We start from the raw sequence: 22,958 nt of genomic DNA on the forward strand, positions 1-22,958 counted from the left end.
GAAGGGCAGGCAGCAGCGGTTTCAGCGGGCCGGGACGAAACGAATCTATCCTCGTCACCGATAACTCCCGGTCGGCTGAAAGGATCGTGGCATGGCTTCCCCCCACGGCGCCCCGCGTCTCGGAACCCGGTTCGGGCCCTACGAGCTGAGGTCGCTCATCGGTGTGGGCGGAATGGGTGAGGTCTACCGCGCCTACGACACGGTCAGAGAGCGGATGGTCGCGGTCAAACTGCTTCGTCCGGAGATGGCCGCCGATCCGAGCTTCCAGGCGCGGTTCCGGCGGGAGTCCCGCGTGGCGGCGCGGCTGCAGGAACCGCACGTGATCCCGGTGCACGACTTCGGTGACATCGGGGGCGTGCTCTTCATCGACATGCGTCTGGTGGAAGGTGCGAGCGTCAAGGACCTCTTGCAGACCAGCGGACCGCTCGAGCTGGGACGTGCCACGTCGATCGTCACCCAGGTGGCCTCCGCGCTGGATGCCGCGCACGCCGACGGCCTGGTGCATCGTGACATCAAGCCCGAGAATGTTCTGCTGACCGGTGACGACTTCGCCTATCTGGTCGATTTCGGTATCGCTCACGTCGGCGGTGAGGCCAGCGTGACGATGACCGGGATGGTGATCGGATCGAGTGCGTACATGGCCCCGGAGCGGTTCTCGGGCGAACCGGTCGGACCGCCTGCGGACATCTACGCGCTGACGTGCCTGCTGTACGAGTCGCTGACCGGTCGGCCACCGTACGAGTCGGGTGATCTGCGGGCGCTGATGAGCGCCCACATGTTCTCGCCGCCGCCCCGGCCGAGCATCATGCGACGAGGAATCCCGCGTGCATTCGACGACGTCATCGCGCGGGGCATGGCCAAGGACCCCTCCGACCGGTTCGGAACGGCCGGCGAACTGGCCAAGACCGCCAGGCAGGCCGCCACGGGCGCCGCGTCGTCGTCGGCCCCGCCGCTGGTGGCGACGGCACCGCACCCCAACCCACCGCCTCCCAGCACCCGCGAGTTCTCGTCGGTGTACCCGAACCCGGAGCACACCGGCTACACCCCGTACCCGCCGTCACCACCGCCGCCACCACCGCCGGTCCGAGCCCCCGAGCCGCCGCCACGGAAGCGGCGGTTCAGTCGAACCCAGCTGATGTTGGCGGTGGCGACGGTCGCGCTGTTCGGCATCGCCGCGGTGCTGGCGTCGATTCTGGCCAGCGGCGGCGACAACGACGGTTCGACCCGCGACACCCCGTTGGCGGTGCCTCCGGACGCCAGCAGCACGAGTGAACCGTCCACGGAGTCGACGACCACGCCCACCACGACGGTGGAAGCGCCGAGCGGGACCGACGCGCAGGGCTTCGTCGGGCATACCGCGCGGTGTGAGTCCGGCAGTTCGCCTGCGGTGATGATCCGGACGGCGACGTCGCTTGCGGTGATCTGCCAGTCGGGGCCGAACAGTTTCTCTTACCGCGGCGAGCGGCTCAGCGACGGCGCGAATCTCCAGATCGCCGAGGCGGTGCGCTCAGGCGACGGATTCGTGGCCGTCAACCCGGCCGACGGTGCACGCTACGAGGTGAGCCCGGACAATCTGACCATCATGAGCAACGGGCACGTCGACTCGTCGGAGCCGGCGTTGCCGTAGTGCCTGAGTAGCGCGCGCGCCGGGCCCGAAACCTCAACTGTCGTTTGCGGCCGCATTCAGTGCGCGTCCGGCTCTGCGGACCAGTGCCGGATCCGACCAGCTGTTGGGCAGGTGCAGAGTGAGTGCCAACCGGGTACCGGCTACAGCACAGGCGATTTGGCGTCCGGCCTGCGTGGAGTGTGATGCGTAGACGCTTCTGCGCCGGGTGAGTCGCAGGGCGAGGGTACGTGCTACCTGCTCCTCGGTGAGGCCGAGGTGATCGGCCCACACCCGGATCATCTCCGTAGCGGCGGTGACCGGCACGGACGACAGGATCGCGATGGCTCCCGCGGTGTCGGCGGCCCGCATGCGCTGACCGGCGCGTGGGGTCAGCGGCAGGGGATGGCGACCTGGATGCACGTCGACGCAGACGACCAGATTGCCCAGCAGCTGGCCGACTGAGGTGGTGTGACCGTCGAGTTCGGGCGTCCGCGCGCAGGCCCGGAAAAGGCGGTCGACGGCGGCATCCGGGTCGGACAGCGCGGCCCAACGCCCGCCGATGTGCAGGTGGCCGTCCGGGCTGCGGGATGTGAGGTGCTCGATCTCCATGGCGCCCAGCAGATCGGTGAGTGAACTCTTGGCCAGCCCGAGGCACTCGCTCAGCGCGGCGGGGGTGTCGGCTGCGCCGGTCGCGATGGCGTCCAGGATGGCTGCGCCGCGATGCACGGCGGGCGTGCGTGGTCGCGCTACCCCCATGGCTCGTACTCCTGGGCGTTCTGCGCGTCGATCAGCCGGGGCGTGATGTAGTGCGATCGACGAATCACATCGGCACCGCTGTGTAGGGCACTTCCGATCTCGATTGCGGCTCGTACCAACGCCACTGGATCCTGAGTGGCCGATGCGACGATAGGTCCGCCCGCGCGGATCTGGTCGACGGCGCCCCGTGCACCGTCGACGGCGACGATCGGCACGAACAGGTTCCGGCGGGCAAGCACGCGCGAGATGCCGATGGCGATCTGGTCGTTGCTGGCGAAGAACCCTGCCACGGTGGGGTGGTCGGCCAGGATCTCCTCGGCTGCCCTCTCCCCGGAAGCAGCGTCCAATTCTCCTCGGCTGGTTGCCACTATCGACAGTTCGGGGTGGGTCGCGACCGCTCCGAGGAACCCGGCCACCCGGTCAGAGTTGGCAGTGATGGGTATACCGCCGACCACCGCGACATGACCCCGCCCCGACAGCGCTCTCGCCAGTGCGGCTCCGGCTAACGCGCCGGCTTTTGTGTTATCTGTCGCCACGACCGCATCGGCGCCGCTGAGCGCGGAACCGATTGCCACGACCGGAATCCGGGCCGCACGCGCCTGCTCACACGCGGCTTCCAAGCCTTCCGACGCCACCGGTTCGACCAGAATCAGCTCGACGCCGTCCAGCACGAAATCGCAAATCTGTTGGGCCTGAAGGCGTTTGTCCTCATTAGCGGACAACACCCGAAGGTGCGCGGCGATCGTGGTCGCCTCGGCGTGCAGGGCCCCGATCTCGGCCAGGAAGAAGCTCTCGTCGAGCGGGTAGGTGAATCCGATGTCGTGCAGTGACTTGTTTCCGGCGCGAACGGCCGAACCGAATTCGAACACCCGTGGGCCCAGCGCGTAGGTGCCGTCCACGCCGCGGGTCACCAGATTCTCGTCGGTGAGTGCGTGGCAGATGCCCATCACGCTGCTTTTCGGGAACCCGGTCAGCTGGGTAAGTTCTGCCAGGCCCAGTGGTCGTCGGGCATCGCAAATATGCTGCAGCACAATGGCAGTACGGGATAACGCAGGCACTCTCGGGCGGCTCTCGAGCAAGCGCTCGGAGTCCTGCCTGGGGACCTGCATCTGCATCAGAGTAATCGATGTGCGTTTCATTGCTCGTCTCTCGGTACGAAACAAGAAATAGATCAGGGCGCGCCTCGGTGCGCCCCCGGTTCTGTTGACAAGGTCACAACACCTACATAATGTGTGTTGCGTCACCCGGCTATGTGTTCGAAATTTGAAACGTTTTGATCTCGGGTGTGTTCGCCTCTCACGCGGTCACCGGTTCAGCTCGAAGGAGAAGTCGATGAGGATTTCCCGGCGTTTCGTCGGCGCAGTCAGCGTTGTTCTGGCGCTCGCGATGGTCACCGGAGGGTGCACCAAGAAGGACACGAGCGCGCCGGCGACAACCGGTGGCGCAGGCGCCTCCGAGGAATCCGGTTCCTCCGCGGGCAACGTCAAGGTTGCATTCGTGCCGAAATTGCAGGGGTCCCCGTACTTTGAGGCGATGGACACCGGGGCCAAGCAGGCCGCGGCCGACCTCGGTGACGTCGAATGGCTCTACCAGGGGCCGACATCGGCCGATGCCGCGGCGCAGGCGCAGATTGTCCGTTCCTTCATCCAGCAGAAGGTCGACGTGCTGGTCATCGCGCCCAACGATCCCGACTCGATGGCACCGCTCATGAAGCAGGCGCAGGACGCCGGCATCAAGGTGCTCACGGCGGACACCGACGCACCGAACTCGGTTCGTGAGGCATTCGTCAACCAGGCCACCGCGGAAGGGATCGGAAACACCACAGCCGAAACGCTCATGCAGGCGATGGGCGGAAAAGGCAAGTGGGCCATCGTGTCCTGTGGTGAGACCGCCGAGAACCTGAACTCCTGGATCGCCGCGGAGAAGGCATATGTGTCGCAGAAATACCCGGAGGCTGAGCTCGTCGACGTGGTGTACTCGGGCGAGGATCAGGCCAGGGGAACGCAGATGTCAATCGATCTGATGAGCGCGCATCCCGATCTGAAAGGTCTGATCGGACAGTGCACCACCTCGGCGGTCGGTGTCGCACAGGCGGTCAAAGACGCAGGCAAGATCGGACAGGTTTTCACCGTCGGGATCGGGACCCCGAAGTCGATGAAGCCGTACCTGGCCGACGGATCCTCGTCCGGATCGATCCTGTGGAATGTCCAGAACCTGGGTTATCTCACTGCGTGGGCCGGTGAGCAGCTCGCGAAGGGCAAGACATTCGAGGCCACCAACAAGGTCAACGATGACATGCCCGACGTCAAATGGGACGAGGCCGCCAAGACGCTGGTGCTCGGCGACCCGCTGCTCATCACGACCGAGAACGTGGACCAGTTCAATTACTGATCCATGTCCAACGACACACGACTGACGCTCTCCGGGGTCGCCAAGAGCTACGCCGCGGTCAGGGCAATCAGGCACGCCGACTTCGAACTCCAGCCCGGCAGTGTGCATGCCCTGGTCGGGGAGAACGGCGCCGGAAAATCCACGCTGATCAAAATCATCTCCGGAGCCGTCACCCCGGACACCGGCAGCATCACCTACGACGGCCGGCCGGTCTCGATCGCTTCGACCGTCGATGCGATCGAGCTGGGCATCGCGACGGTCTACCAGGAGCCGCAGCTGTTCGCCGAACTCACCGTCGCCGAGAACATCTTTCTGGGCCGTGAAATCGTCAAGCGGAGGCGCGTGGACTGGGCCGCGCAGAATGAGCGCGTTGTCGGCCTGCTCGACATGCTCGGTCTCCCGGAGAAACTCGCCACCGTCCCGGTCGGGAATCTGTCGGTCGCCACTCAACAGCAGGTATCGATCGCCAAGGCACTTGCCGGCAAGTGCGGTGTCCTGATCCTGGACGAGCCGTCCGCGATCCTGACCGACACCGAAATCGAGGTCCTGTTCGGCATCATCCGTAGGCTCGCGGCCGAAGGCGTTGCGGTCGTGTACATCTCTCACCGGCTCGACGAGGTCATCAAGATCGCCGACCAGGTGACCGTCATGCGTGACGGCAGCACCATCGGGACGTACCCGGTCGGGGAGTTGTCGGTCCGCCGGATGGCCGAACTCATGGTGGGAGAGGCCCTCTCGGATGACCGGTCCGTGCGCGTGGTACCGGACGGGCCGCCGGTGCTGGAGCTCAAGTCACTCGCGCGCGCGGGCCACTTCGAGGATGTGAGCCTGCAACTGCGATCCGGGGAGATCCTGGGTCTGTACGGACTGGTGGGTTCCGGGGTCGCGGAGATTGCAGAATGCATTCACGGCCTGGCGCGGCCCAGCGGCGGCCAAATCGTGCTTGAGGGCCAGTCAGTCGCGCCGCGCACGCCGCGGCAGGCCCAGGATGCGGGGATCGCGCTGCTTCCGGCCAACCGCAAGACCGAGGGCATGTTCTCGTTCCAATCCATCGCCTTCAACATCTCGATCGCTCATCTGCCGCGCCTCGCTCTCGGCCGCATGTTCGTCGATCGCGGCAAAGAGCGGACCGTGGCCAGAGACCTGATGAAAAGGCTGGCGGTACGGGCACCGGACGAAAACTACGCCATCGGCAATCTTTCCGGTGGAAATGCACAGAAGGTGGTTCTCGCCAGACAACTTGTCGAGCGGCCCAAACTGCTCCTGCTCGCCGAACCCACGCAAGGCGTGGATGTCGGCGCCAAAGAGGAGATCCACCGCATCATCACCGATCTCGCCGACAACGGCACAGCAGTTCTCGTTGTGACCTCTGACCTCCAGGAGGCGTTGCGTATCGCCGATCGGCTCCTGGTGATCCGTGCCGGCACCGTCGTCGCGGAGTTCGGACCGGATGCCCGCCAAGTGGACGTCCTGGCCGCGGCTGCGGGCGATCGGGGAGAGGCGGCCAGCGCGTGAGCGTCACCGTCGACCCCAATGCCGCGCCCACCGCACCACCCGTGCGCGCCCGTGGACGAGTCCTGCCGTCACCGGTGACCCCCGCAGAGATCGTGCTGATCGCGGTCATCGCGGTGCTCTGGGTGGTATTGGCTTTCGCGACCCCGGCATTCCTGAGCTCGGGCTCACTCATCCCGCTGCTGGTTGAAGTGGCGCCCGTGGCCCTGATCGGCATCGGCATGACGTTCGTCATCATCACCGGCGGAATCGATGTGTCCGTCGGCGCTGCGATCATGGTGTGCTCGGTGGTGACCGCCAAGCTGATGCGCGACCAAGGTCTCCCGCTCATCGGCTGCCTTGCCGTGGCCCTCGGGACCGGCGCGGTGCTCGGCCTGGTGAACGGCCTGCTCATCGCCTACGGCCGGGTACACGCCATCATCATCACGTTCGGCACGGCGAATCTCTTCCTGTTCGTCGGCCTTCAGATCTTCGCCTCTCAGCCCGTCAGCGGCATGCCGCCGACACTGGCCTGGTTCGGCCGCGGTGAGGACGGCGGAACCCTCGGCGTGCCACACAGTTTCGCGATCACCGTGGTGGTCGCCGCGATCGCCTGGTGGTATCTGCGGCATACTCCCGGTGGACGCCACCTCTTCGGCATCGGTGGCGACGCGGTCGCGGCCCGACTGGCCGGGATCAGAGTCCAACGGCGGATTTTGATCGCCTATGTCAGCACCGGCCTCCTGATCGGACTCGCATCCATCTTCACCCTGGCCAAGGGCACCTCGAGCCTCGATCAATCGGTCGGGACCGGTCAGGAGCTGGCTGTCATCGCAGCCGTGGTGATCGGCGGGACGTCGATCATGGGTGGCCGTGGGTCGGTGTTGGGTACCGTTCTGGGCGCGCTTCTCGTCCAGACCGTGAAATCGGGTGTGACACAACTCGGCTGGCCGTCACAACTGTCGGACCTCTTCGTCGGGATATTCATCATCGTCGCGGTCGGGACCGATCTGCTGCGGCAACGGTCCAGGAGACGGCCATGAGTGTCGACGCCGCCGCACCAGCTACTGACGAGCCGGGTACCCGCAATTGGGCCAACCGGGTCGCCGAAGCAGTTCTGACGCAGCGGATCGTGCTGCTCGGTGCACTGATCGTCATCGTCGTCGTCATCCTGATGTATCTGAGTGCCAACGGATACCTCACCGGCGCATACGACTTCGACTACATGTCGGCAACGCTGATCGACGCGGTCCCGCTGGCGCTGCTGGGATTCGCCGAACTCATCGTCATCGTCTCCGGCCGTGGTGGTATCGACCTGTCGGTGGGTGCCATGGTGTCGCTGGTCGGAATGATCTTCGGATTCGCCTACGGACAGTGGGGTTGGCCGCTGTGGGCCGCGGTGCCGCTCGCACTGATCTGCGGTGGCGCCCTCGGGGCCGTCAACGGATTCCTGGTCGCCCGCATCGGCTTTCCCGCCCTGATCGCCACCCTGGCGACCTATTACGCCTACAAGTCCATCGCCCTGGTCATCAATGGTCAGAAGCCGATCAACAGCACGCAGATCCAGGACCTCTATTCGCTGACCGGTTCCATCCGCATTCCCCTCATCGGCGACTACGTCCCGGACGTTCCCCTGGGAATATTCACATTCCTGATCCCCGTCGTGGTGATCCTCTGGCTGGCCCTCGACCGCGGCACCTTTGGGCGCAGGCTCTACGCTGTCGGCACCAACGACACTGCCGCCCGATGGGCGGGTGTCGGCGTCGCGGGCACCCGCATGCGGGCCTACGTCCTGTCCGGCGTGCTGTCGGGTCTGGTCGCGGTGTACATCGTTGCGGAGTTCGCCTCAGCCCGGCCCGACGCCGGGACGTCCGGCAACGGGCTGGCCCTTCCCGCGATCACCATCGCGGTACTCGGCGGTGTCGCGATCACCGGTGGCATCGGCCGGGTGGTCGGTGTGTTGGCGGCCACGGTGCTGATTGTCTGGCTCAATGCCGGGATCATCCTCTACTTCGAGGGCAACTCGGGCACGCAGTTCCAACTGCTCGCCCTCGGCGCCGTCCTGATCCTCGCCGCCCTGCTCAACGGCTTGACCACCGAACGATTTCGCGGAAATCACTGACAAACGGGGGAGATCATGGCGGTACTCGAGACGTTCGCACTGACCGGCAAGCGTGCACTGGTGACGGGCGGCAACCGTGGCCTCGGACTGGCATTCGTGCGGGGGCTCGCCGAAGCCGGCGCAGAGGTCGTCTTCGTCTCCCGAGACGCCGAGCGCAACGACGCCGCGGTGGCAACGCTGGCTCGGGAGGGGCTCAAAGTCCAGGCGTTCGACGTGGACATCACCGCGCAGGACGGTCCTGCAGCTGCCGTCGACGGAGCGGTGGCCCGCCTCGGCGGCCTCGACCTGTTGGTCAACAACGCGGGTATCGCGGTCCACCGCCCCGCGCTCGAGATCAGCGACGACGAATGGGATCGTGTTTTCGACGTGAACACGCGATCTCTGTGGCGGCTCAGCAGAGTCGCCGGTGGATACCTGAAAGACCATGGCGGCGGCAACATCATCAATGTCGGCTCGATCAGCTCCATCATCGTCAACCGCCCACAGTGGCAGCCGTCGTACAACGCGTCCAAGGCGGCGGTACACCAGCTCACCAAATCACTCGCGGCAGAGTGGGCCCCGTACAACATCCGGGTCAACGCCATCGCACCCGGTTACGTCAAGACCGAGATGGCACCTGTCGACGATCCGGCCTTCCGGAGACACTGGATCGAGGACGCTCCCATGAAGCGCTTCGCGCTACCCGAGGAGATCGCCCCCACCGTGGTGTACATGGCATCTGACGCGTCGGCGTTCATGACCGGGTCGGTCGTCGTAATCGACGGCGGTTACACCCTTTTCTGAGCTTTCTGAGCCGGATCGGCACACCGCTTCGCGCCTGGTCGTCGACCCGCTTCGGCGAGACCAGTCGATTCAGCGGCCGGCGGACCTATCCTGAGGTCGACGAAAGGTGACGGCTGATGAAGGTAGTGGTCGGATACGACGGGTCTCTGGCAGCGAACGCCGCGATCAGCACCGGCAGCGTCCTGTTCCCGGCGGCGCAGGCTGTGATGGTCTACCTGTGTACGCCACCGTTCGGCAGCAAGGGGTTGCGGTCGCGGTTGCGGCACTCCGCGCGAAACGTCAATGAGTTGATCGACCTGGTCGACAGCGAAAGCGAGGGCGAGGCCGCGCGGATGGTCGACACCGGCGTCACGCTGGCGCGCGCGGTCGGCTGGGAGGCCGAGGCGCTGGTTAAACGCACCTGGGCCGGCGAGGGTCTCGGACTGGCGCAGGTAGCGCAGGAGTTGTCCCCGGATGTGCTGATCATGGGTGCGCGCGGGATCGGCGCCGCCGACTCGAAGATGGGCAGTGTCTCAGACCTCGTCGTGCACCATGCGCCGCGTCCGGTTCTCGTTGTCTCACAACATATGCTGACGGTCGAACACGATGCCCTGGCGGACGGCCCCGTCGTCGTCGGTGTCGACGGCTCGGCCGGCGCCAACGCAGCGGCCGCGACCGCACGCCAACTCTTTCCCGACCGGAACGTGATTACCGTGGTCGTGGACGACGGGGACACCGGTGAGTCCCAGGCGACCAACCGGGTGCCCCGTTTCCGGGGGTCCGGCGCGGGTGCCACGGCAGATGCGCTGGCCGCCTTTGCCACCGAACAGCGTGCCGCCGTGCTGGTTGTCGGCTCGCGCGGGCGGTCGGCCTTGAAGAAGGTTCTGCTGGGAAGCGTCGCCGCAGCTACGCTGCAGCGCACCTACCGACCCGTACTGGTCGTACCCGAGGCGTAGTCAGCCGTAGCTCACCGGGTCCCACACCTTGTTCGAGCGGACGGTCGTCAATCGGTAGTCGGTCACCCGGATATCGAAGAGCCGGGCACCGAGATCGCGTGCGCGTGTCAACGGATCAGCTGGGTCGCAGGCAATCTCGCCCCTGCTGTTGCCGTTACCCACGACAACGCCCGCCAGGTCCTGCTCCAGATACCGGGTCAGTTCCTGAAACTGTGAGACGACGCCTGCAGTGGCTCCGACATAACTTTCCTCGCACGAGATCAGTACACCGACAGCCTTACGGGTAATGCCGTCAACGACCTGATCTTGTTGCGGGGCGCTGTTGGCGGTGTAGCAGAACAACCGGTCGAAGACCGATTTGAGCCGTGCCGGCATGCCGTAGAAGTACAGCGGCATCGCGTAGATGATGCCGTCCGCAGGAAGCATCTTGTCCAGTAACAGCGTTGCGTAACGGTCATCGAGTGAGCACAGCCCGTTGGACAAACGGCAGCGTCGGCAGTTGTCCAGCATGCGCTCCACGTACTCGTCGAGGAACACGTGCTCCACCTCATGGCCGGCGGCCTCCGCACCGGCACAGGCCGATTCGGCCAGCAGGTGTGAGTTTCCGTCCTCTCGTGGACTGGAGCTGATCACCAGAACTTTCATCGCACCGCCTCCCGGGTTGTCGATGCGCGCAATCTGGATCATCTCCGTGTCGGTCGTGTCGGCCGGTATGAACAGTGCCAACCGAGCCGCAGACAGAATATATTCCTGCGCGCCGGTGACGGCTGGAATCCTCGACGGTACAGCCAGATACGTGTGGTCGCCGGGCTAGTGCCGGTCGCCGGGTCGGCCGGACCGTGCTCCCGGGTGTTCGGCTGCCCGGGAATGCTCGGCGGCGGAGACGACCACCGCGTCGGTGCCGGGGTACACCGTCGCCTCGTGCCCATCGCCAAGCCAGCGCACCACGTACGGGGGAGAGCCGTCCTCGGCGCGCACCGCGATGATCTCGGCATGCTGTTCGTGTTGGTCGGTGGTGGTGCCTTTCACCACCAGAAAGTCGCCGACGTGGGCTTTCATCGTCTGCTCCTCTCGTCGTACTCGGTGGACACTTCCATCGTGCGCGCACCGGTGGCGATGGGGAAGGCTTATCCGGCTGTCTTCCCGGCATCGACGTTGTACACCGCGCCGTGCACGGCGGCGGCGTCGTCGCTGGCCAGGAACGCGATGGTTTTCGCGACGTCGGCGACGTCCATCATTCCGCGCGGCGCAGCGATCCGCATGATCAGATTCCAGTCTGCATTCTCCGGTGCGGCGAACTCGGTGGTCTGCGGCGTCAGCATCCCGCCGGGACAGACAGCGTTGACGCGCAGGCGCTCGGAGGTGAACTCGATCGCCAGCGCCCGGGTGAGTCCGACCAGTCCGTGCTTGGCGGCGCAGTAGCCCGCGGAGTAGACCTCGCCCTCGATGCCGGCGATGGAAGCCACGTTGACGATGTTGCCGCCGGCTTCCAGTAGGTGCGGCAGAGCCGCCCGGCACAGGTAGAACGGACCGTTGAGGTTGACTGCGAGATCCTTGTCCCAGTCCGCGTCGGTCACCGAGAGGGTATGCCGCATCTGGTGGAATCCCGCGACGTTGATCAGCGCGTCGAGCCGGCCGAACTCCTCGACGCACCGGGCCACGGCCTGCCCGCACCCCTCCGACGAGGAGATGTCGACCGACGCGTACTTACCGCCGGGAACGTCGCTGAACACTTCTGCCATGCGGTCGGCATCTCGGGCGATCCCGAACACCGTGGCGCCGCGCTGCGCGAACAGCTTGGCAACTGCCGCACCTAAACCCGAGGATGCACCCGTGACCAACGCGACCTTGCCGCTCAGTTGACTCATGCCCTAGACCTTCTCACGTGGCCTGGCAGGCGGAACGGCGGCCAGCAGGGTGCGGGTGTACTCGTGCTCGGGCGCGGCGAACAGTTCCGCGGCCGGCCGGTACTCCACGGCCTCACCGGCGCGCATGACCAGCACGTCATGGGACATCCGGCGCACCACGGCCAGATCGTGGGCGATGAACAGGTAGGTCAATCCCAGCTCGCATTGCAGGTCGGTCAGCAGATCAAGAACCCGCGCCTGCACCGACACATCGAGTGATGCCGTGGATTCGTCCAGGATCAACAGGTCCGGTTCGGTGGCCAGTGCCCTGGCGATGCTCACCCGCTGCCGCTGACCACCGGAAAGCTCATGCGGGTAACGCGACGCGAAAGACGGTTCCAGGCCGACGAGTTCGAGCAGCTGAGCCACCCGCTCAGCGCGAGCCCGCCTGCCCTTGGCCAGCCGATGGACATACAGCGGCTCACCGATCGCCGCCTCCACCCGGGCGCGCGGATTCAGCGACGAGAACGGGTCCTGGAACACCAGGCTGATCCGCCGGCGCAGGTCGCGGCCGGCGTCGAAAATACCCGTGCCGTCCAGCGTTGCGGTGCCCGCGGCCGGCTCGGCGAGACCGGTCAGCGCGGCAGCCACCGTCGACTTGCCCGAACCCGACTCACCGACCAGACCCAACGTCGTTCCCTGCTTGATGTGAAACGACAGTTCCCTGACTGCATGCACACCGGCGTAGCGCACATCAAGTCCCTTGACCTCCAAAAGAACCGGGGCATCGGCTGGTGTGGCATCCGGCCCGGATACCTCCAGCACCGGGCGGGCGTCGAGCAACTCCCGCGTGTAGGGATGCTGCGGCCGGTCGTAGATGTCCAGGATCGGCGCCTGCTCGACGGCCTCACCGTCACGCAGCACCGTCACCTCGTCGGCCACCTGTCCGATGACACCGAGATCGTGGCTGATCCACACGACCGCGGTGCCGAAATCCCGTTGCAGGTCGGCGACCAGCTCGATGATCTGTGCCTGTGTGGTGACATCCAGTGCGGTGGTCGGCTCGTCGGCGATGAGCAGCTCCGGGTCACAGGCCAGGGCGATCGCGATCATCACCCGCTGCCGCTGACCGCCCGACAACTGGTGGGGGTAGGAATCCAGCCGATCCGGTGACAGGCCCACCGCCTCGAGCAGCTCGCCGGCCCGGGTCCGGGCCTGCCGCCGGGTCACCTTGCGGTGTGTTTCAAGGGTTTCGGTGATCTGCCGGGACAAGGACAGCAGCGGATTGAGCGACGTTCCCGGATCCTGGAACACAAACCCGATGCGCCCACCGTGGACCGAGCGCAGCAGGCGCGCCGATGCGCCGACCAGCTGGGATTCGCCGGTGAGCGTGCTGCTGCCGGTGACGACGGCTCCCGGTGCATCCAGCAGACCGGTCGCGGCCAGCACCGTCATCGACTTCCCGGAACCGGACTCACCGACGATGCCCACCGTCTGTTCCCGCTGTACCTCGAAGGCGACTCCGCGCACGATTTTCCTGGCACCGATCGCCACCTGCAGATCAGCCACGCTCAATACCGGGTTCACTGCTTCCTCCTGGCCTCGATCAGCGTGCGTTGTTTCGGGTCGAGCACATCGCGCAGCCCGTCGCCGAACAGATTGAACGCCAGCACGCTGACGAAGATGGCCACGCCGGGGAACACCGCCATCCACCAGGCGAGTGTGACGAAGCCCTGCGCATCGAAGATCATCCGGCCGAGCGACGGCTGCGGCGGCTGAATTCCCAGCCCCAGGAACGACAATGCGGCCTCGGCGAGAATCGCGAAGGCCAGCGACAGCGAGAGCTGGACGATCAGCGGTCCGGAGATATTCGGCAGAATGTGCCGACGCAGGATGTAGGCGTCGCCGGTGCCCATGCTTCGTGACACCGCCACGAAGGGCTCCACCCGCACACCCAGCGTGCTGGCGCGTGCCACCCGCGCGAAGATCGGCACGTACACGATGCCGATGGCCAGCATGGTGGTGGTCACGCCCGGTCCCAGCACAGCCACGATGGCCAGCGCGAGCAGCAGCACCGGGAACGCGAACATGACGTCGACGATCCGCATCACGACCGTGTCCAGCCAGCCGCCGCGGTACCCCGCGACCACGCCGACCGTCACTCCGACCACCGCGGCCAGTGCGACACTGACGACCGCGACCCGCAGCGACGCCTGGACGGCGACCAGGGCACGGGAGAACACGTCACGGCCAAGCTCATCGGTGCCGAACCAGTGGGACCAGCTCGGGCTCTGCAGGGCATTGGGCACGTCGATGTCGTTGATGCCGTACGGCGTGATCCACTGCGCCGTCAGCGCCACCAACACAATGACCAGCAGCACCACGGCGCTGATCGTGGTGACCGGATTGGACAGCAGCAGCCGCCACGACGCCACGCGGCTCTCGGTAACGGTCATGACAGCCGGATCCTCGGGTCGACGACGGCGTAGAGCATGTCCACGATCAGGTTGATGAGCAGGAACAGCACGGCGATGAGCAGGACCGCACCCTGAATCACCGGATAGTCTCGGGCCGCAACGGAGTTGAATACCAGCCGGCCCAGCCCCGGCCAGGCGAACACCACCTCGACAACGATGACACCGCCCAGGATCGTGGCGAGCTGGATACCGGTGATGGTCAGTACCGGCAGCAGTGCGTTGCGCACGATGTGGCGGAACGTGACCACCGGCGGCGGTAGCCCTTTCGACCGGGCGGTCCGCACATAGCCCATGGCCGCGACCTCCAGGACCGCCGAACGGACATACCGGGTCATGATTGCGCCTGCGACCAGACCCACGGTCAGCCCGGGCAGGATGATGTGGCGCAGCCAGCCACCCGGATCGTCCAGCAGCGGCCGGTATCCGGAGGTCGGCAGCCACCCCAGCGTCGATGCGAAGACACCGATCAGCAGGATGCCCAGCCAGAAATCGGGGATGGACACTCCGAATTGGCTCGCGACCCGGACGACCGCGTCGCCGGCCCGGCCCTCGCGCAGCGCCGAGAAGATCCCCGCGGGCAGCGCGATCAGCAGGGCGATGAGTATGCCGACCACGCCCAGGGACAGTGTTGCGGGCAGCCGCTCCAGCAGGGTCACGGCGACCGGGTCACCGTTGCGGAAGCTGACCCCGAGGTCGCCGGTCAGCGCTGAACCGAGGTAGCCGAAGAACTGCTCCACGATCGGCCGGTCCATGCCGCTGGCCGCGCGCAGCGCGTCGTAGGCTTCCGGTGTGTAGCGGGTACCGAGCGCGATACGCACCGGATCGCCCGGGACCAGATGCACCAGCGCGAACACCACGATGAGGACCCCGACCAGCACCACGGCCGAGTACAGCAGCCGGCGCGCCAGGAATCGCAGGATCGGGCTCGTGACGAAATTCATGACGCATCACCCTGACTCAGGTCGGCGGTGCGAAAGCGGACGGCCCCGTCGCGACGCGCGTCGTATCCGGACAGGTTGTTGGCCCACGCCTGGATCACCGACGGGTTGTACAGGTAGATGTAGCTGACCTCATCGGCGATGCGGGTGGCCGCCTCGGCGTAGAGCTGTTTTCGTCGCTCGGTATCGGTCTGCACCCGTCCGGCGTCGAGCAACCGGTCGACCTCGGGGTCGCTGAACTTCTGCGCGTTACTGGTGCCACCCGAATGGTGCTGGGCGTAGTAGAAGTCGTCGGGGTCGATGTTGCCGAGCCAGCCCATCATCAGCATGTCGAAGTTCCCGTTGTTCTGCTCGTCGAGCCAGGTTGCGAAGTCGACGGTGCGGATGTCGACCGTGATGCCAAGCGGTGCAAGGTTGTCGGCGATGATCTGTGCCGCAGTCACCGTCTCGGGATACTCACTCGTCACGAGCATGTCGAGATGCTGAGGTGACGTGCCGGCTTCGGACAGCAGTTTCTCGGCCGCCGAGATGTCGTACCGGTAGCGGTCATAGCCGGTGTACCACGGGTTGCCCTGCGGGATGGCGAGCTGATTGACCGTGGCGGTGCGGTAACTGGTGGCTGCGGCGATGGCATCGCGGTCGATGGCGTAGGCGATGGCCTGGCGCACCCGCACGTCATTCCACGGTGCGCGGGCTTCGTTGAGGGCGAGGTACCAGTAGTCGTTGCTCTGGGTGACCGCGAGTGCGAGGGAGTCGTCGTCGCGCAGCTGTGCGACGCGCTGCGGCGGTATCGAGTCGGTCCAGTCGATCTCGCCGGCCTGCAGCGCCGACAACGCTGTCGACGGTTCGGAGATGAACCGGAACGTCACACCCGATATCTTGGGCGGCCCGGCCCAGTAGTCGGGGTTGGCCTTCAGCGTGATGGAGTCCCCGCTGCGCCGGCTCGCGAACGCGAACGGGCCGGTCCCGATCGGGTGGGTGGCGATCTGACCGCTCTCGACGTTGCGGCGCTGGACGATCGCCATGCCCTTGAACCCGCCGAGATTGGTGAGCAGATTGGGCGTGGGGTGTTTGACGGTGATGCGCACCGTGGCCGGATCCGGCGCGGCCACATCGGTGACCGCGCTGAACTTGTCGACGTTGGTCAGCTGTTCGTCGATGATGCGCCGATACGAGAAGACGACATCGTCAGCGGTCAGCGGGGTGCCGTCGTGCCATTTGACGCCCTCGCGCAGATGGAATGTCCACGTGAGCTGATCGGGACTGACCTCCCACGACTTGGCCAGCGCGGGCCGCATCTGCAGATTCTCGTCCGGTTCGACGAGGGTGTCGAAGACGTTTTCGAGCACCTCAAAGGAGAAGTACGCGCTGGTTCGATGCGGGTCGAGCTGGTCGGGCTCACCCGCGATGGCCGCGATGAGGTTGCCCGACGCCGCGTCCCCGAGGTCCACCCGACTGCCGGTGGAACAGGCCGTGAGCGCGAGCAGCACGATGGCCGCCACCGTGCTCAACGCTTTAAACGCTGGTCGTGTGGTCACGATCTCTCCAGGATCACCGCGGGTGATCCGCCGGTACGCCCACCCGCTGGGGCCGCCACCGGGGCCGGCCCGAAACGTCCGACGGACAAACTGGTGACGACGCTGATGAAGACTGCGATACTCACCCATTGTGACGTTCAAGCGCATGGCTGCTGCGACTGCCCTGGTGTTCTCGCTCGGAATCGGGCTCAACCTGGGGTTTGCGGGCCCAGCACAGGCCGAGCCCGTGATGAACGGTGTATACAACTACGCGCAGGAGGGTTTGGGCGCGGAGACCTGGTCGATATACCCGTCTTGTGTGCCCACCGTCGGAGATCTGCGGGAGCCTCTGGAGTTGGCGGTGGCGTGTCGTCTCCACGTCGAGACGACCCGCGGCACCAAGGGCGGAGACGCCCGGCTGACCGGCGGACAGTGGGTCTACTCGACTTCGGTCCTGGAGGGCATTCAATGCTCCGACGGTAGTTGGGCACCGATCACCGAGACCTACAAGTTCGACGATGTGAAGCTCAGCGGCACTCGGTCGGTGGCCAACAACGCCGATTGCGGATTGGCGCCGGCGATACACACGTTCCCGTTCACCTTGTCCTACAAGCACCCGCTGCCGATTCCGGTCGACACCTATCCGCTGAATTGTCAGTCCGGGGGCCTGCGGTTGTGCATCTGAGCGGTGCCGTCCCGCTGCGCGATGGCAAGGTCGTCGACCTCACCGGCCCCGGCCTGACCGACCGGTTCGGGGTGACCTGCACCGATCTCGGCGCCTCGGTCATCGCACCGAACGGCACGTTGGTATCGGTGTTCGGTGACACATTTTCCGGCCGCCGGGTCGGCCGGGGTGACTGGCGCTCACCGGTGGTGCTGATCGGCACCGGCGACGCCGACCACGAGATCATCTACGAACGGGCCGGCGGTCCGGATCCCGACTACGCCAGGCAGTTGTGGCATTACGTCCACGACGACGCCGCGTCCGGGTGGCGCCGCAGCGGGATCAGTACGGTGATCCCCTCGGACCTGCTGCGCGTCGAGGACTCGATCTATCTGCACGCCATCGTCAATCGTGGATTCGGCAATGTCAGCTGGACCGAGATCTGGCGTTCCGACGACAGCGGGGTCTCCTGGACGCATCTGGGGGAGCAGGCCAGATTCCCTGCCGATCTGCACGGTGGTCACGCTCAATGTTGGTCGTGGGACTTCGATCCCGAAGACGGCTGGGTCTATGTGGCGGCAACGGGATTTCAGCGGGACAAGGGCATCATCCTGATGCGGGTTCGGCCCGATCAGATCGGCAGGCGGTCACGGTATTACAGCTGGGGCTTCACCGGCCGGCGTTGGGAGTGGGGGCAGCGGGCCACGCCGATCACACCGGCCGCCGAGCGTTGGGGTGAGCTGAGTTTTCGCCGGATGGCGCCCGGAAAGTGGGTTCTGGGCGGATTTTTCGCCTCGAAGTACGCCCTGGGTTATCGCGTCGTCGCCTCACCCATCACGAATATGCACACCACACCGGTTCAGAGCCCGATCGCCGGCTCGTCCTGGTCCGGGGAGAATCACGGGAAGAACCGGGTCGCCCAGCTCTACGGCGGATACATCCTGCCCGGATCGCGCTTCGACATCCGGGGTGGTGTCGGTCTGGTCGTGTCCCAGTGGCATACGGACTCCGGATGGCCGTATCGGGCAATGCAATTCAAAGGTCATTTGAAGGACACCGCCTCGACGCGACCGCCGGAGGACCCCGTCAATCTGTGATCGTCACGCGGTATAGCCGCCGTCGACGTTCCAGTTCGCACCGGTCACGTATCCGGCTTCCGGGCCGGCCAGGAAGCTCACCACCGCAGCGGTGTCCCGGGTGTGTCCGTAGTGGTCCAGCGCCATGACTTGCCGCATGGCGTCGGCAAATTCGCCGTCGGCGGGATTCATGTCGGTGTCGATCGGGCCCGGCTGCACGTTGTTGACGGTGATGCCGCGGGGTCCCAGTTCACGTGCGAGCCCGCGGGTCAGGGAGGCCACCGCCCCCTTGGTCATCGCGTACACGGCCAACCCGGCGACCGGTACCCGGTCGGCGTTGATGCTGCCGATGTTGATGATCCTCGAACCCTCGCCGAGATGACCCACTGCACTGCGAATCGCCGAGTACACGCCGCCGATGTTGATCGCCACGAGGCGGTCGAACTGTTCCTGCGGGAAGTCCCCGATTGGCGCAATGTAGGCAGTCCCGGCGTTGTTCACCAGGATGTCGAGCCCACCCAGAGCCGTCACGGTCTCCTCGACCGCGGCCGTGACCTGAGTCGGGTCGGCGCTGTCGGCTTGGACGGCCACCACCTTGGCACCGTCCGCAGTCAGCTCGGCGACCAGTTTGTCGGCCTCGGCGGCTGATGACGCGTAGGTGAACGCGACGGCGGCGCCGTCGGCGGCGAGCCGGCGCACGATGCCCGCGCCGATTCCGCGTGATCCTCCAGTTACCAGTGCGCGCCGTCCGGTCAGGGGTGCTGTGCTCATGTTGCGTACCTCTCGACAGTGTTTCGAACTGATTGGTTACAAAGTATGATGAGGTCAAGTCCATTGTCGAGCGGAAGATTCCCGGTGTGACCGGCATCACGGAAGGAGGATCATGGCGGTAGGGCGGCCCCGGGGGTTCGACCCCGATCAGGTCGAGGGCATCGCGATGAAGCTGTTCTGGGACCGTGGGTTCGAGGGTGTGTCGGTCAGTGACCTGAGCGAGGCAACCGGGGTGAACCGGCGCGGCATCTACGCCGAGTTCGGCTCGAAAGAAGGTCTCTTCGAGCGGGCCAAGCAGCGGTACATCGACGGCCCGGGCGGCTACACGGCGGCGGCGCTCACTCGCCCGACTGCGCGCGAGGTTGCCGAGGCGATGGTGCACGGCGCGGCCGAGGCAACCTCGGGTGACACTCACGGTTGCCTCCTGGTCGGAAATGCGGCCGGGCTGGCCGAGTTTCGCGACGCCGCGGCCCACGAGCTGGCACGCCGGTTCGACGAAGCGGTGGCCACGGGCGAACTGTCCGGGGTTGACACATTGTTGCTGGCCCGCTGGATTGCCGCGGTCTGCCAAGGGATTTCGATCCAGGCCCGCAGCGGGGCCTCGCGTGAAGAATTGCACGCAATCGCCGATCTGGCCCTGGCAGGCTGGCCGAAGCCCTAAGGTGAACGCCGTGACGAAACGGGTCGTGGTCTGGGGCACCGGTTTTGTGGGCGGCATGGTGATCGCGGAGATCGTCAAGCACCCACTGTTCGAGCTTGTCGGCGTGGGGGTCAGCAACCCGGAGAAAGTCGGCCGCGACGCCGGCGAAATCTGCGGTCTCCCTGGGTCGGTAGGCGTGATCGCCACCGATGACATCGACGCCCTGATCGCCTTGAAGCCCGACGCCGTGGTGCACTACGGGCCCACCGCGGCGCACGCCGAGGTGAACATCGAGGTGATCACCCGTTTCCTGCGGGCCGGTATCGACGTCTGTTCGACCGCGATGACCCCGTGGGTGTGGCCGAAGATGCACCTCAATCCGCCGAACTGGATCGAACCCATCACCGAAGCCTGCGAGGTCGGGCAGTCGTCGTGTTTCACCACCGGCATCGACCCCGGCTTCGCCAACGATCTGTTTCCGATGACCCTGATGGGCCTGTGTTCGGAGGTGCGGCGGGTACGCGCCTCGGAGTTGCTGGACTACACGAACTACACCGGTGACTACGAGTTCGAGATGGGGATCGGCAAGCCGCCCGAACACCGGCCGCTACTGGAATCCCCGGACATCCTGATCTTCGCCTGGGGCGCAACGGTTCCGATGATCGCGCATGCCGCAGGCATCGAACTGGACGAGATCACCACCACCTGGGACAAATGGGTCACGCCCGACGAACGCAAGACGGCCAAGGGCGTCATCGCGCCGGGAAACGTCGCCGCGGTGCGGTTCACCATCAACGGCATCTACCGGGGTGAGACCCGCATCCAACTGGAACACGTCAACCGCATCGGCCTGGACGCTGCACCGGACTGGCCCGCGGGCAACGACAACGACGTCTACCGCGTCGACATCGAGGGAACCCCGAGCATTTCACAGGAGACGGCGTTCCGGTTCACCGACGGCTCTGGTCGCGATGCGGCGGCAGCGGGCTGCCTGGCCACCGGCCTGCGTGCGCTCAACGCCGTCCCCGCAGTCAATCAACATTTGCCAGGATGGGTCACCGCCCTGGATCTACCACTGATTCCAGGAGCGGGCACCATTCGCTAAGTAACATTCGCCGCGTTAACCGAGATGGACTACCGGATAGGGTTCTCTCTCGAAACGGGGTGACATGACTGACGGGATCGGGCTGTCGGTTGGGGCGACCAACCTGACGGCAGTGATAGTGGGCCGGGCTGCGGTGACGCGGTCGCCGGTGCTCACGCTCTACCCTCATCGCCCGTCCGAGGTGGGTCTACCCAGCGAGAACCCCAATCTGAACGAACGCGGCCTGATCATCACCGACTTCGTCGAACGGACGGGGGATCCGGTCGCCATCCTGGCCTCCGATGGATCCTCGCACCGCGGCGAAGCGCTGGTCGCCGACGCGCTCGGCGCGCTCCTACACACCTTGACCCGGGGTCGCCCGGCCGGTGATCCGATCACCATCACCCACCCCGCGCACTGGCGGCCCAACCAGGTCGACGCGCTGCGACGCGCACTGGCTTCGGTGCCGGAGTTCGCTGACCCGGCAGCGCTCACCGTCGTCTCCGATGCGACGGCGGCGTTGACCGCGCTACAGGACGATCCCGGCGTGCCGACCCGCGGAGCGATCGCGCTGTGCGATTTCGGCGGCAGCGGGACCAGCATCACGGTGGTGGACGCGGCCGGTGGCTATGCGCCCATCGGGCCCACGGTCCGTCACCCCGACCTGTCCGGCGATCTCATCGACCAGGCAGTGCTCACCCACGTGGTCAACGATCTGGCGGCCGCGGGAACCATCGACCTCGCCGGCACCTCGGCGATCGGATCGTTGGGCCGGCTGCGTGCCGAATGCCGCCGCGCCAAGGAGCGGCTGTCGGTGGAGTCCGTCACCGCACTGGTCGCCGAACTGCCGGGCCATCGAATCGATGTGCGGTTGAACCGCAACGAACTTGACGACACCATCCGCGAACCCCTCGGCGAGTTCGTCGCGGTGCTTCAGGACACGCTGGATCGCAGCGGGCTTCGCCCCGGCGATCTGGTGGCGGTGGCGTCGGTCGGCGGCGGCGCGCGACTCCCCGCCGTCACCACCACGCTGTCGGAGCATTTCCGGGTGCCGGTGATCACCGGGGCGTCCCCGGAACTGACGGCGGCGATCGGCGCGGGTCTGACCGCGGCCAGGGGAACGACAGTAGAGGGCGTGACCGCGTTGGCCTCGGCGGCCCCGGCCACCGCGGCGGCGCTCGTGGCGCCCGAGCCGCCCGCCGCCCCTCAGGCGCTCGCCTGGTCGGACGCCCAGGACATTCCCGACGTCGCGCCCGCGGCATTTCCCGGTGAGTACGACGACATGGCGCGTGGCGGGCTCACTGCCGCGCGCCCACAAGTGCAGTTCGGTGAACCCGAGCCGACCGAGTACGACCAGCAGGCGGCCCGGCCGTGGTATCGCCGTCGGGCGGTCGCGCTGGGTGTGGGCGGCGTTGCGGCACTGGTGATTGCGGGCGCGGTGGTGCTGCTCGTCAACCAGGACAGCGGCGAGGGGCCGGTCCCGGCGTCGACGACAGCACCCGTCACCACCACCGTGGCCCTGCCCGAGCCACCGGCTTCTGCCGCGCCTGCCGAACAGCCCGCCCCGGCACCGGAGCCGGTTCAGACCGTCACCGAGGAAGTAGCACCGCCGGTGACGGTCACCCAGACCGCTCCGCCGCCCCCACCGCCCGAGACCCAGGCCCCGCCGCCGCCGGAGACGACGGAGCCCCCACCGCCGACGACGACCGAGGCGCCGCCACCGACCACGGAGGCGCCCACGTCGACGCAGCCGCCGTGGAGCCCGACCGCGCCGTACCCGACGATCCCCGGTCTGCCGTGGGTCCCCGCCCCTGGCGCGGGCCAGAGCGGTTAACTTTTCACCGCGAGCGGATGCCTCCC

Annotated in this window: 23 protein-coding genes; 12 read left to right on the top strand and 11 right to left on the bottom strand. The window is 66.3% G+C overall.

The genetic code is table 11. The features are described 5' to 3' along the window. Window positions 1–91: 91 nt before the first annotated feature. Entirely contained in the window at window positions 92–1,627 is a 1,536-nt protein-coding gene (locus tag M1247_RS24040; RefSeq protein ID WP_317158915.1) for a serine/threonine-protein kinase, read from the top strand. Between the two features lie 33 nt (window positions 1,628–1,660). Here the strand turns inward: M1247_RS24040 and M1247_RS24045 are convergent, their stop codons facing one another. After that, complete coding sequence (locus M1247_RS24045) at window positions 1,661–2,362, bottom strand: IclR family transcriptional regulator (protein ID WP_317158916.1); 702 nt, start codon at window positions 2,360–2,362, stop codon at window positions 1,661–1,663. Beyond that, the gene (locus tag M1247_RS24050) at window positions 2,353–3,471 is read right to left on the bottom strand and encodes a substrate-binding domain-containing protein (protein WP_317158917.1); all 1,119 of its coding nucleotides are present in this window, start codon (window positions 3,469–3,471) and stop codon (window positions 2,353–2,355) included. The genes M1247_RS24045 and M1247_RS24050 overlap by 10 nt, the downstream gene beginning before the upstream one ends. A gap of 223 nt (window positions 3,472–3,694) precedes the next feature. Here M1247_RS24050 and M1247_RS24055 point away from each other — a divergent pair, with 223 nt between their 5' ends. The 6 genes from M1247_RS24055 (at window position 3,695) to M1247_RS24080 (ending at window position 10,084) form a co-directional block, all read left to right on the top strand. Next, on the top strand, window positions 3,695–4,753 hold the full coding sequence (locus M1247_RS24055) for an autoinducer 2 ABC transporter substrate-binding protein (RefSeq protein ID WP_317158918.1): 1,059 nt from the start codon (window positions 3,695–3,697) through the stop codon (window positions 4,751–4,753). A 3-nt stretch (window positions 4,754–4,756) separates the two neighbouring features. After that, a complete protein-coding gene (locus M1247_RS24060) occupies window positions 4,757–6,268 on the top strand; it encodes a sugar ABC transporter ATP-binding protein (protein ID WP_317158919.1) in 1,512 nt (503 codons plus the stop codon). After that, the gene (locus M1247_RS24065) at window positions 6,265–7,287 is read left to right on the top strand and encodes an ABC transporter permease (RefSeq protein ID WP_317158920.1); all 1,023 of its coding nucleotides are present in this window, start codon (window positions 6,265–6,267) and stop codon (window positions 7,285–7,287) included. Before M1247_RS24060 ends, M1247_RS24065 begins: the two co-directional genes overlap by 4 nt. Next, on the top strand, window positions 7,284–8,366 hold the full coding sequence (locus M1247_RS24070) for an ABC transporter permease (protein ID WP_317158921.1): 1,083 nt from the start codon (window positions 7,284–7,286) through the stop codon (window positions 8,364–8,366). The genes M1247_RS24065 and M1247_RS24070 overlap by 4 nt, the downstream gene beginning before the upstream one ends. 15 nt (window positions 8,367–8,381) lie before the next feature. Beyond that, window positions 8,382–9,149 carry an SDR family NAD(P)-dependent oxidoreductase gene (locus M1247_RS24075; protein ID WP_317158922.1) on the top strand — a complete coding sequence of 256 codons (768 nt, stop codon included), beginning with the start codon at window positions 8,382–8,384 and terminating at the stop codon, window positions 9,147–9,149. Between the two features lie 116 nt (window positions 9,150–9,265). Next, window positions 9,266–10,084, top strand: coding sequence for a universal stress protein (locus M1247_RS24080; protein WP_317158923.1), 819 nt, complete (start codon window positions 9,266–9,268; stop codon window positions 10,082–10,084). On the opposite strand, the gene M1247_RS24085 is transcribed toward M1247_RS24080, so the two are convergent. From M1247_RS24085 to M1247_RS24120, 8 genes are all read right to left on the bottom strand, one after another. After that, window positions 10,085–10,771 (bottom strand): flavodoxin family protein, encoded by a 687-nt coding sequence (locus M1247_RS24085; RefSeq protein WP_317158924.1) that lies wholly within the window; start codon window positions 10,769–10,771, stop codon window positions 10,085–10,087. Window positions 10,772–10,894: 123 nt separating this feature from the next. Continuing rightward, the gene (locus M1247_RS24090; protein WP_317158925.1) at window positions 10,895–11,143 is read right to left on the bottom strand and encodes a DUF1918 domain-containing protein; all 249 of its coding nucleotides are present in this window, start codon (window positions 11,141–11,143) and stop codon (window positions 10,895–10,897) included. Window positions 11,144–11,211: 68 nt separating this feature from the next. After that, window positions 11,212–11,952 carry an SDR family NAD(P)-dependent oxidoreductase gene (locus tag M1247_RS24095; protein ID WP_317158926.1) on the bottom strand — a complete coding sequence of 247 codons (741 nt, stop codon included), beginning with the start codon at window positions 11,950–11,952 and terminating at the stop codon, window positions 11,212–11,214. Between the two features lie 3 nt (window positions 11,953–11,955). After that, entirely contained in the window at window positions 11,956–13,518 is a 1,563-nt protein-coding gene (locus tag M1247_RS24100) for a dipeptide ABC transporter ATP-binding protein (protein WP_317158927.1), read from the bottom strand. After that, window positions 13,515–14,387 carry an ABC transporter permease gene (locus M1247_RS24105; protein ID WP_317158928.1) on the bottom strand — a complete coding sequence of 291 codons (873 nt, stop codon included), beginning with the start codon at window positions 14,385–14,387 and terminating at the stop codon, window positions 13,515–13,517. Before M1247_RS24105 ends, M1247_RS24100 begins: the two co-directional genes overlap by 4 nt. Then, a complete protein-coding gene (locus M1247_RS24110) occupies window positions 14,384–15,349 on the bottom strand; it encodes an ABC transporter permease (RefSeq protein ID WP_317158929.1) in 966 nt (321 codons plus the stop codon). The genes M1247_RS24105 and M1247_RS24110 overlap by 4 nt, the downstream gene beginning before the upstream one ends. Further along, window positions 15,346–16,884 carry an ABC transporter substrate-binding protein gene (locus M1247_RS24115; protein WP_317158930.1) on the bottom strand — a complete coding sequence of 513 codons (1,539 nt, stop codon included), beginning with the start codon at window positions 16,882–16,884 and terminating at the stop codon, window positions 15,346–15,348. The genes M1247_RS24110 and M1247_RS24115 overlap by 4 nt, the downstream gene beginning before the upstream one ends. Next, window positions 16,881–17,009 carry a hypothetical protein gene (locus M1247_RS24120; RefSeq protein ID WP_317158931.1) on the bottom strand — a complete coding sequence of 43 codons (129 nt, stop codon included), beginning with the start codon at window positions 17,007–17,009 and terminating at the stop codon, window positions 16,881–16,883. The genes M1247_RS24115 and M1247_RS24120 overlap by 4 nt, the downstream gene beginning before the upstream one ends. Window positions 17,010–17,029: 20 nt before the next feature. Here M1247_RS24120 and M1247_RS24125 point away from each other — a divergent pair, with 20 nt between their 5' ends. After that, a complete protein-coding gene (locus M1247_RS24125) occupies window positions 17,030–17,548 on the top strand; it encodes a hypothetical protein (RefSeq protein ID WP_317158932.1) in 519 nt (172 codons plus the stop codon). Continuing rightward, window positions 17,539–18,624 carry a glycoside hydrolase family 183 protein gene (locus M1247_RS24130; protein ID WP_317158933.1) on the top strand — a complete coding sequence of 362 codons (1,086 nt, stop codon included), beginning with the start codon at window positions 17,539–17,541 and terminating at the stop codon, window positions 18,622–18,624. The genes M1247_RS24125 and M1247_RS24130 overlap by 10 nt, the downstream gene beginning before the upstream one ends. 3 nt (window positions 18,625–18,627) lie before the next feature. On the opposite strand, the gene M1247_RS24135 is transcribed toward M1247_RS24130, so the two are convergent. Continuing rightward, window positions 18,628–19,374, bottom strand: coding sequence for a 3-oxoacyl-ACP reductase family protein (locus M1247_RS24135; RefSeq protein ID WP_317158934.1), 747 nt, complete (start codon window positions 19,372–19,374; stop codon window positions 18,628–18,630). Between the two features lie 112 nt (window positions 19,375–19,486). Between M1247_RS24135 and M1247_RS24140 the strand changes: the two genes are divergently transcribed. The 3 genes from M1247_RS24140 (at window position 19,487) to M1247_RS24150 (ending at window position 22,932) form a co-directional block, all read left to right on the top strand. Continuing rightward, on the top strand, window positions 19,487–20,035 hold the full coding sequence (locus tag M1247_RS24140) for a TetR/AcrR family transcriptional regulator (RefSeq protein WP_317158935.1): 549 nt from the start codon (window positions 19,487–19,489) through the stop codon (window positions 20,033–20,035). Window positions 20,036–20,090: 55 nt separating this feature from the next. Then, window positions 20,091–21,119: an NAD(P)H-dependent amine dehydrogenase family protein gene (locus M1247_RS24145; RefSeq protein WP_410506933.1), complete on the top strand. Its 1,029-nt coding sequence runs from the start codon at window positions 20,091–20,093 to the stop codon at window positions 21,117–21,119. Window positions 21,120–21,183: 64 nt separating this feature from the next. Next, entirely contained in the window at window positions 21,184–22,932 is a 1,749-nt protein-coding gene (locus M1247_RS24150; RefSeq protein ID WP_317158937.1) for an Hsp70 family protein, read from the top strand. Window positions 22,933–22,958: the final 26 nt, after the last annotated feature.

The sequence above is a fragment of the Mycobacterium appelbergii genome, from assembly GCF_032883035.1.
Classification (GTDB): domain Bacteria; phylum Actinomycetota; class Actinomycetes; order Mycobacteriales; family Mycobacteriaceae; genus Mycobacterium; species Mycobacterium appelbergii.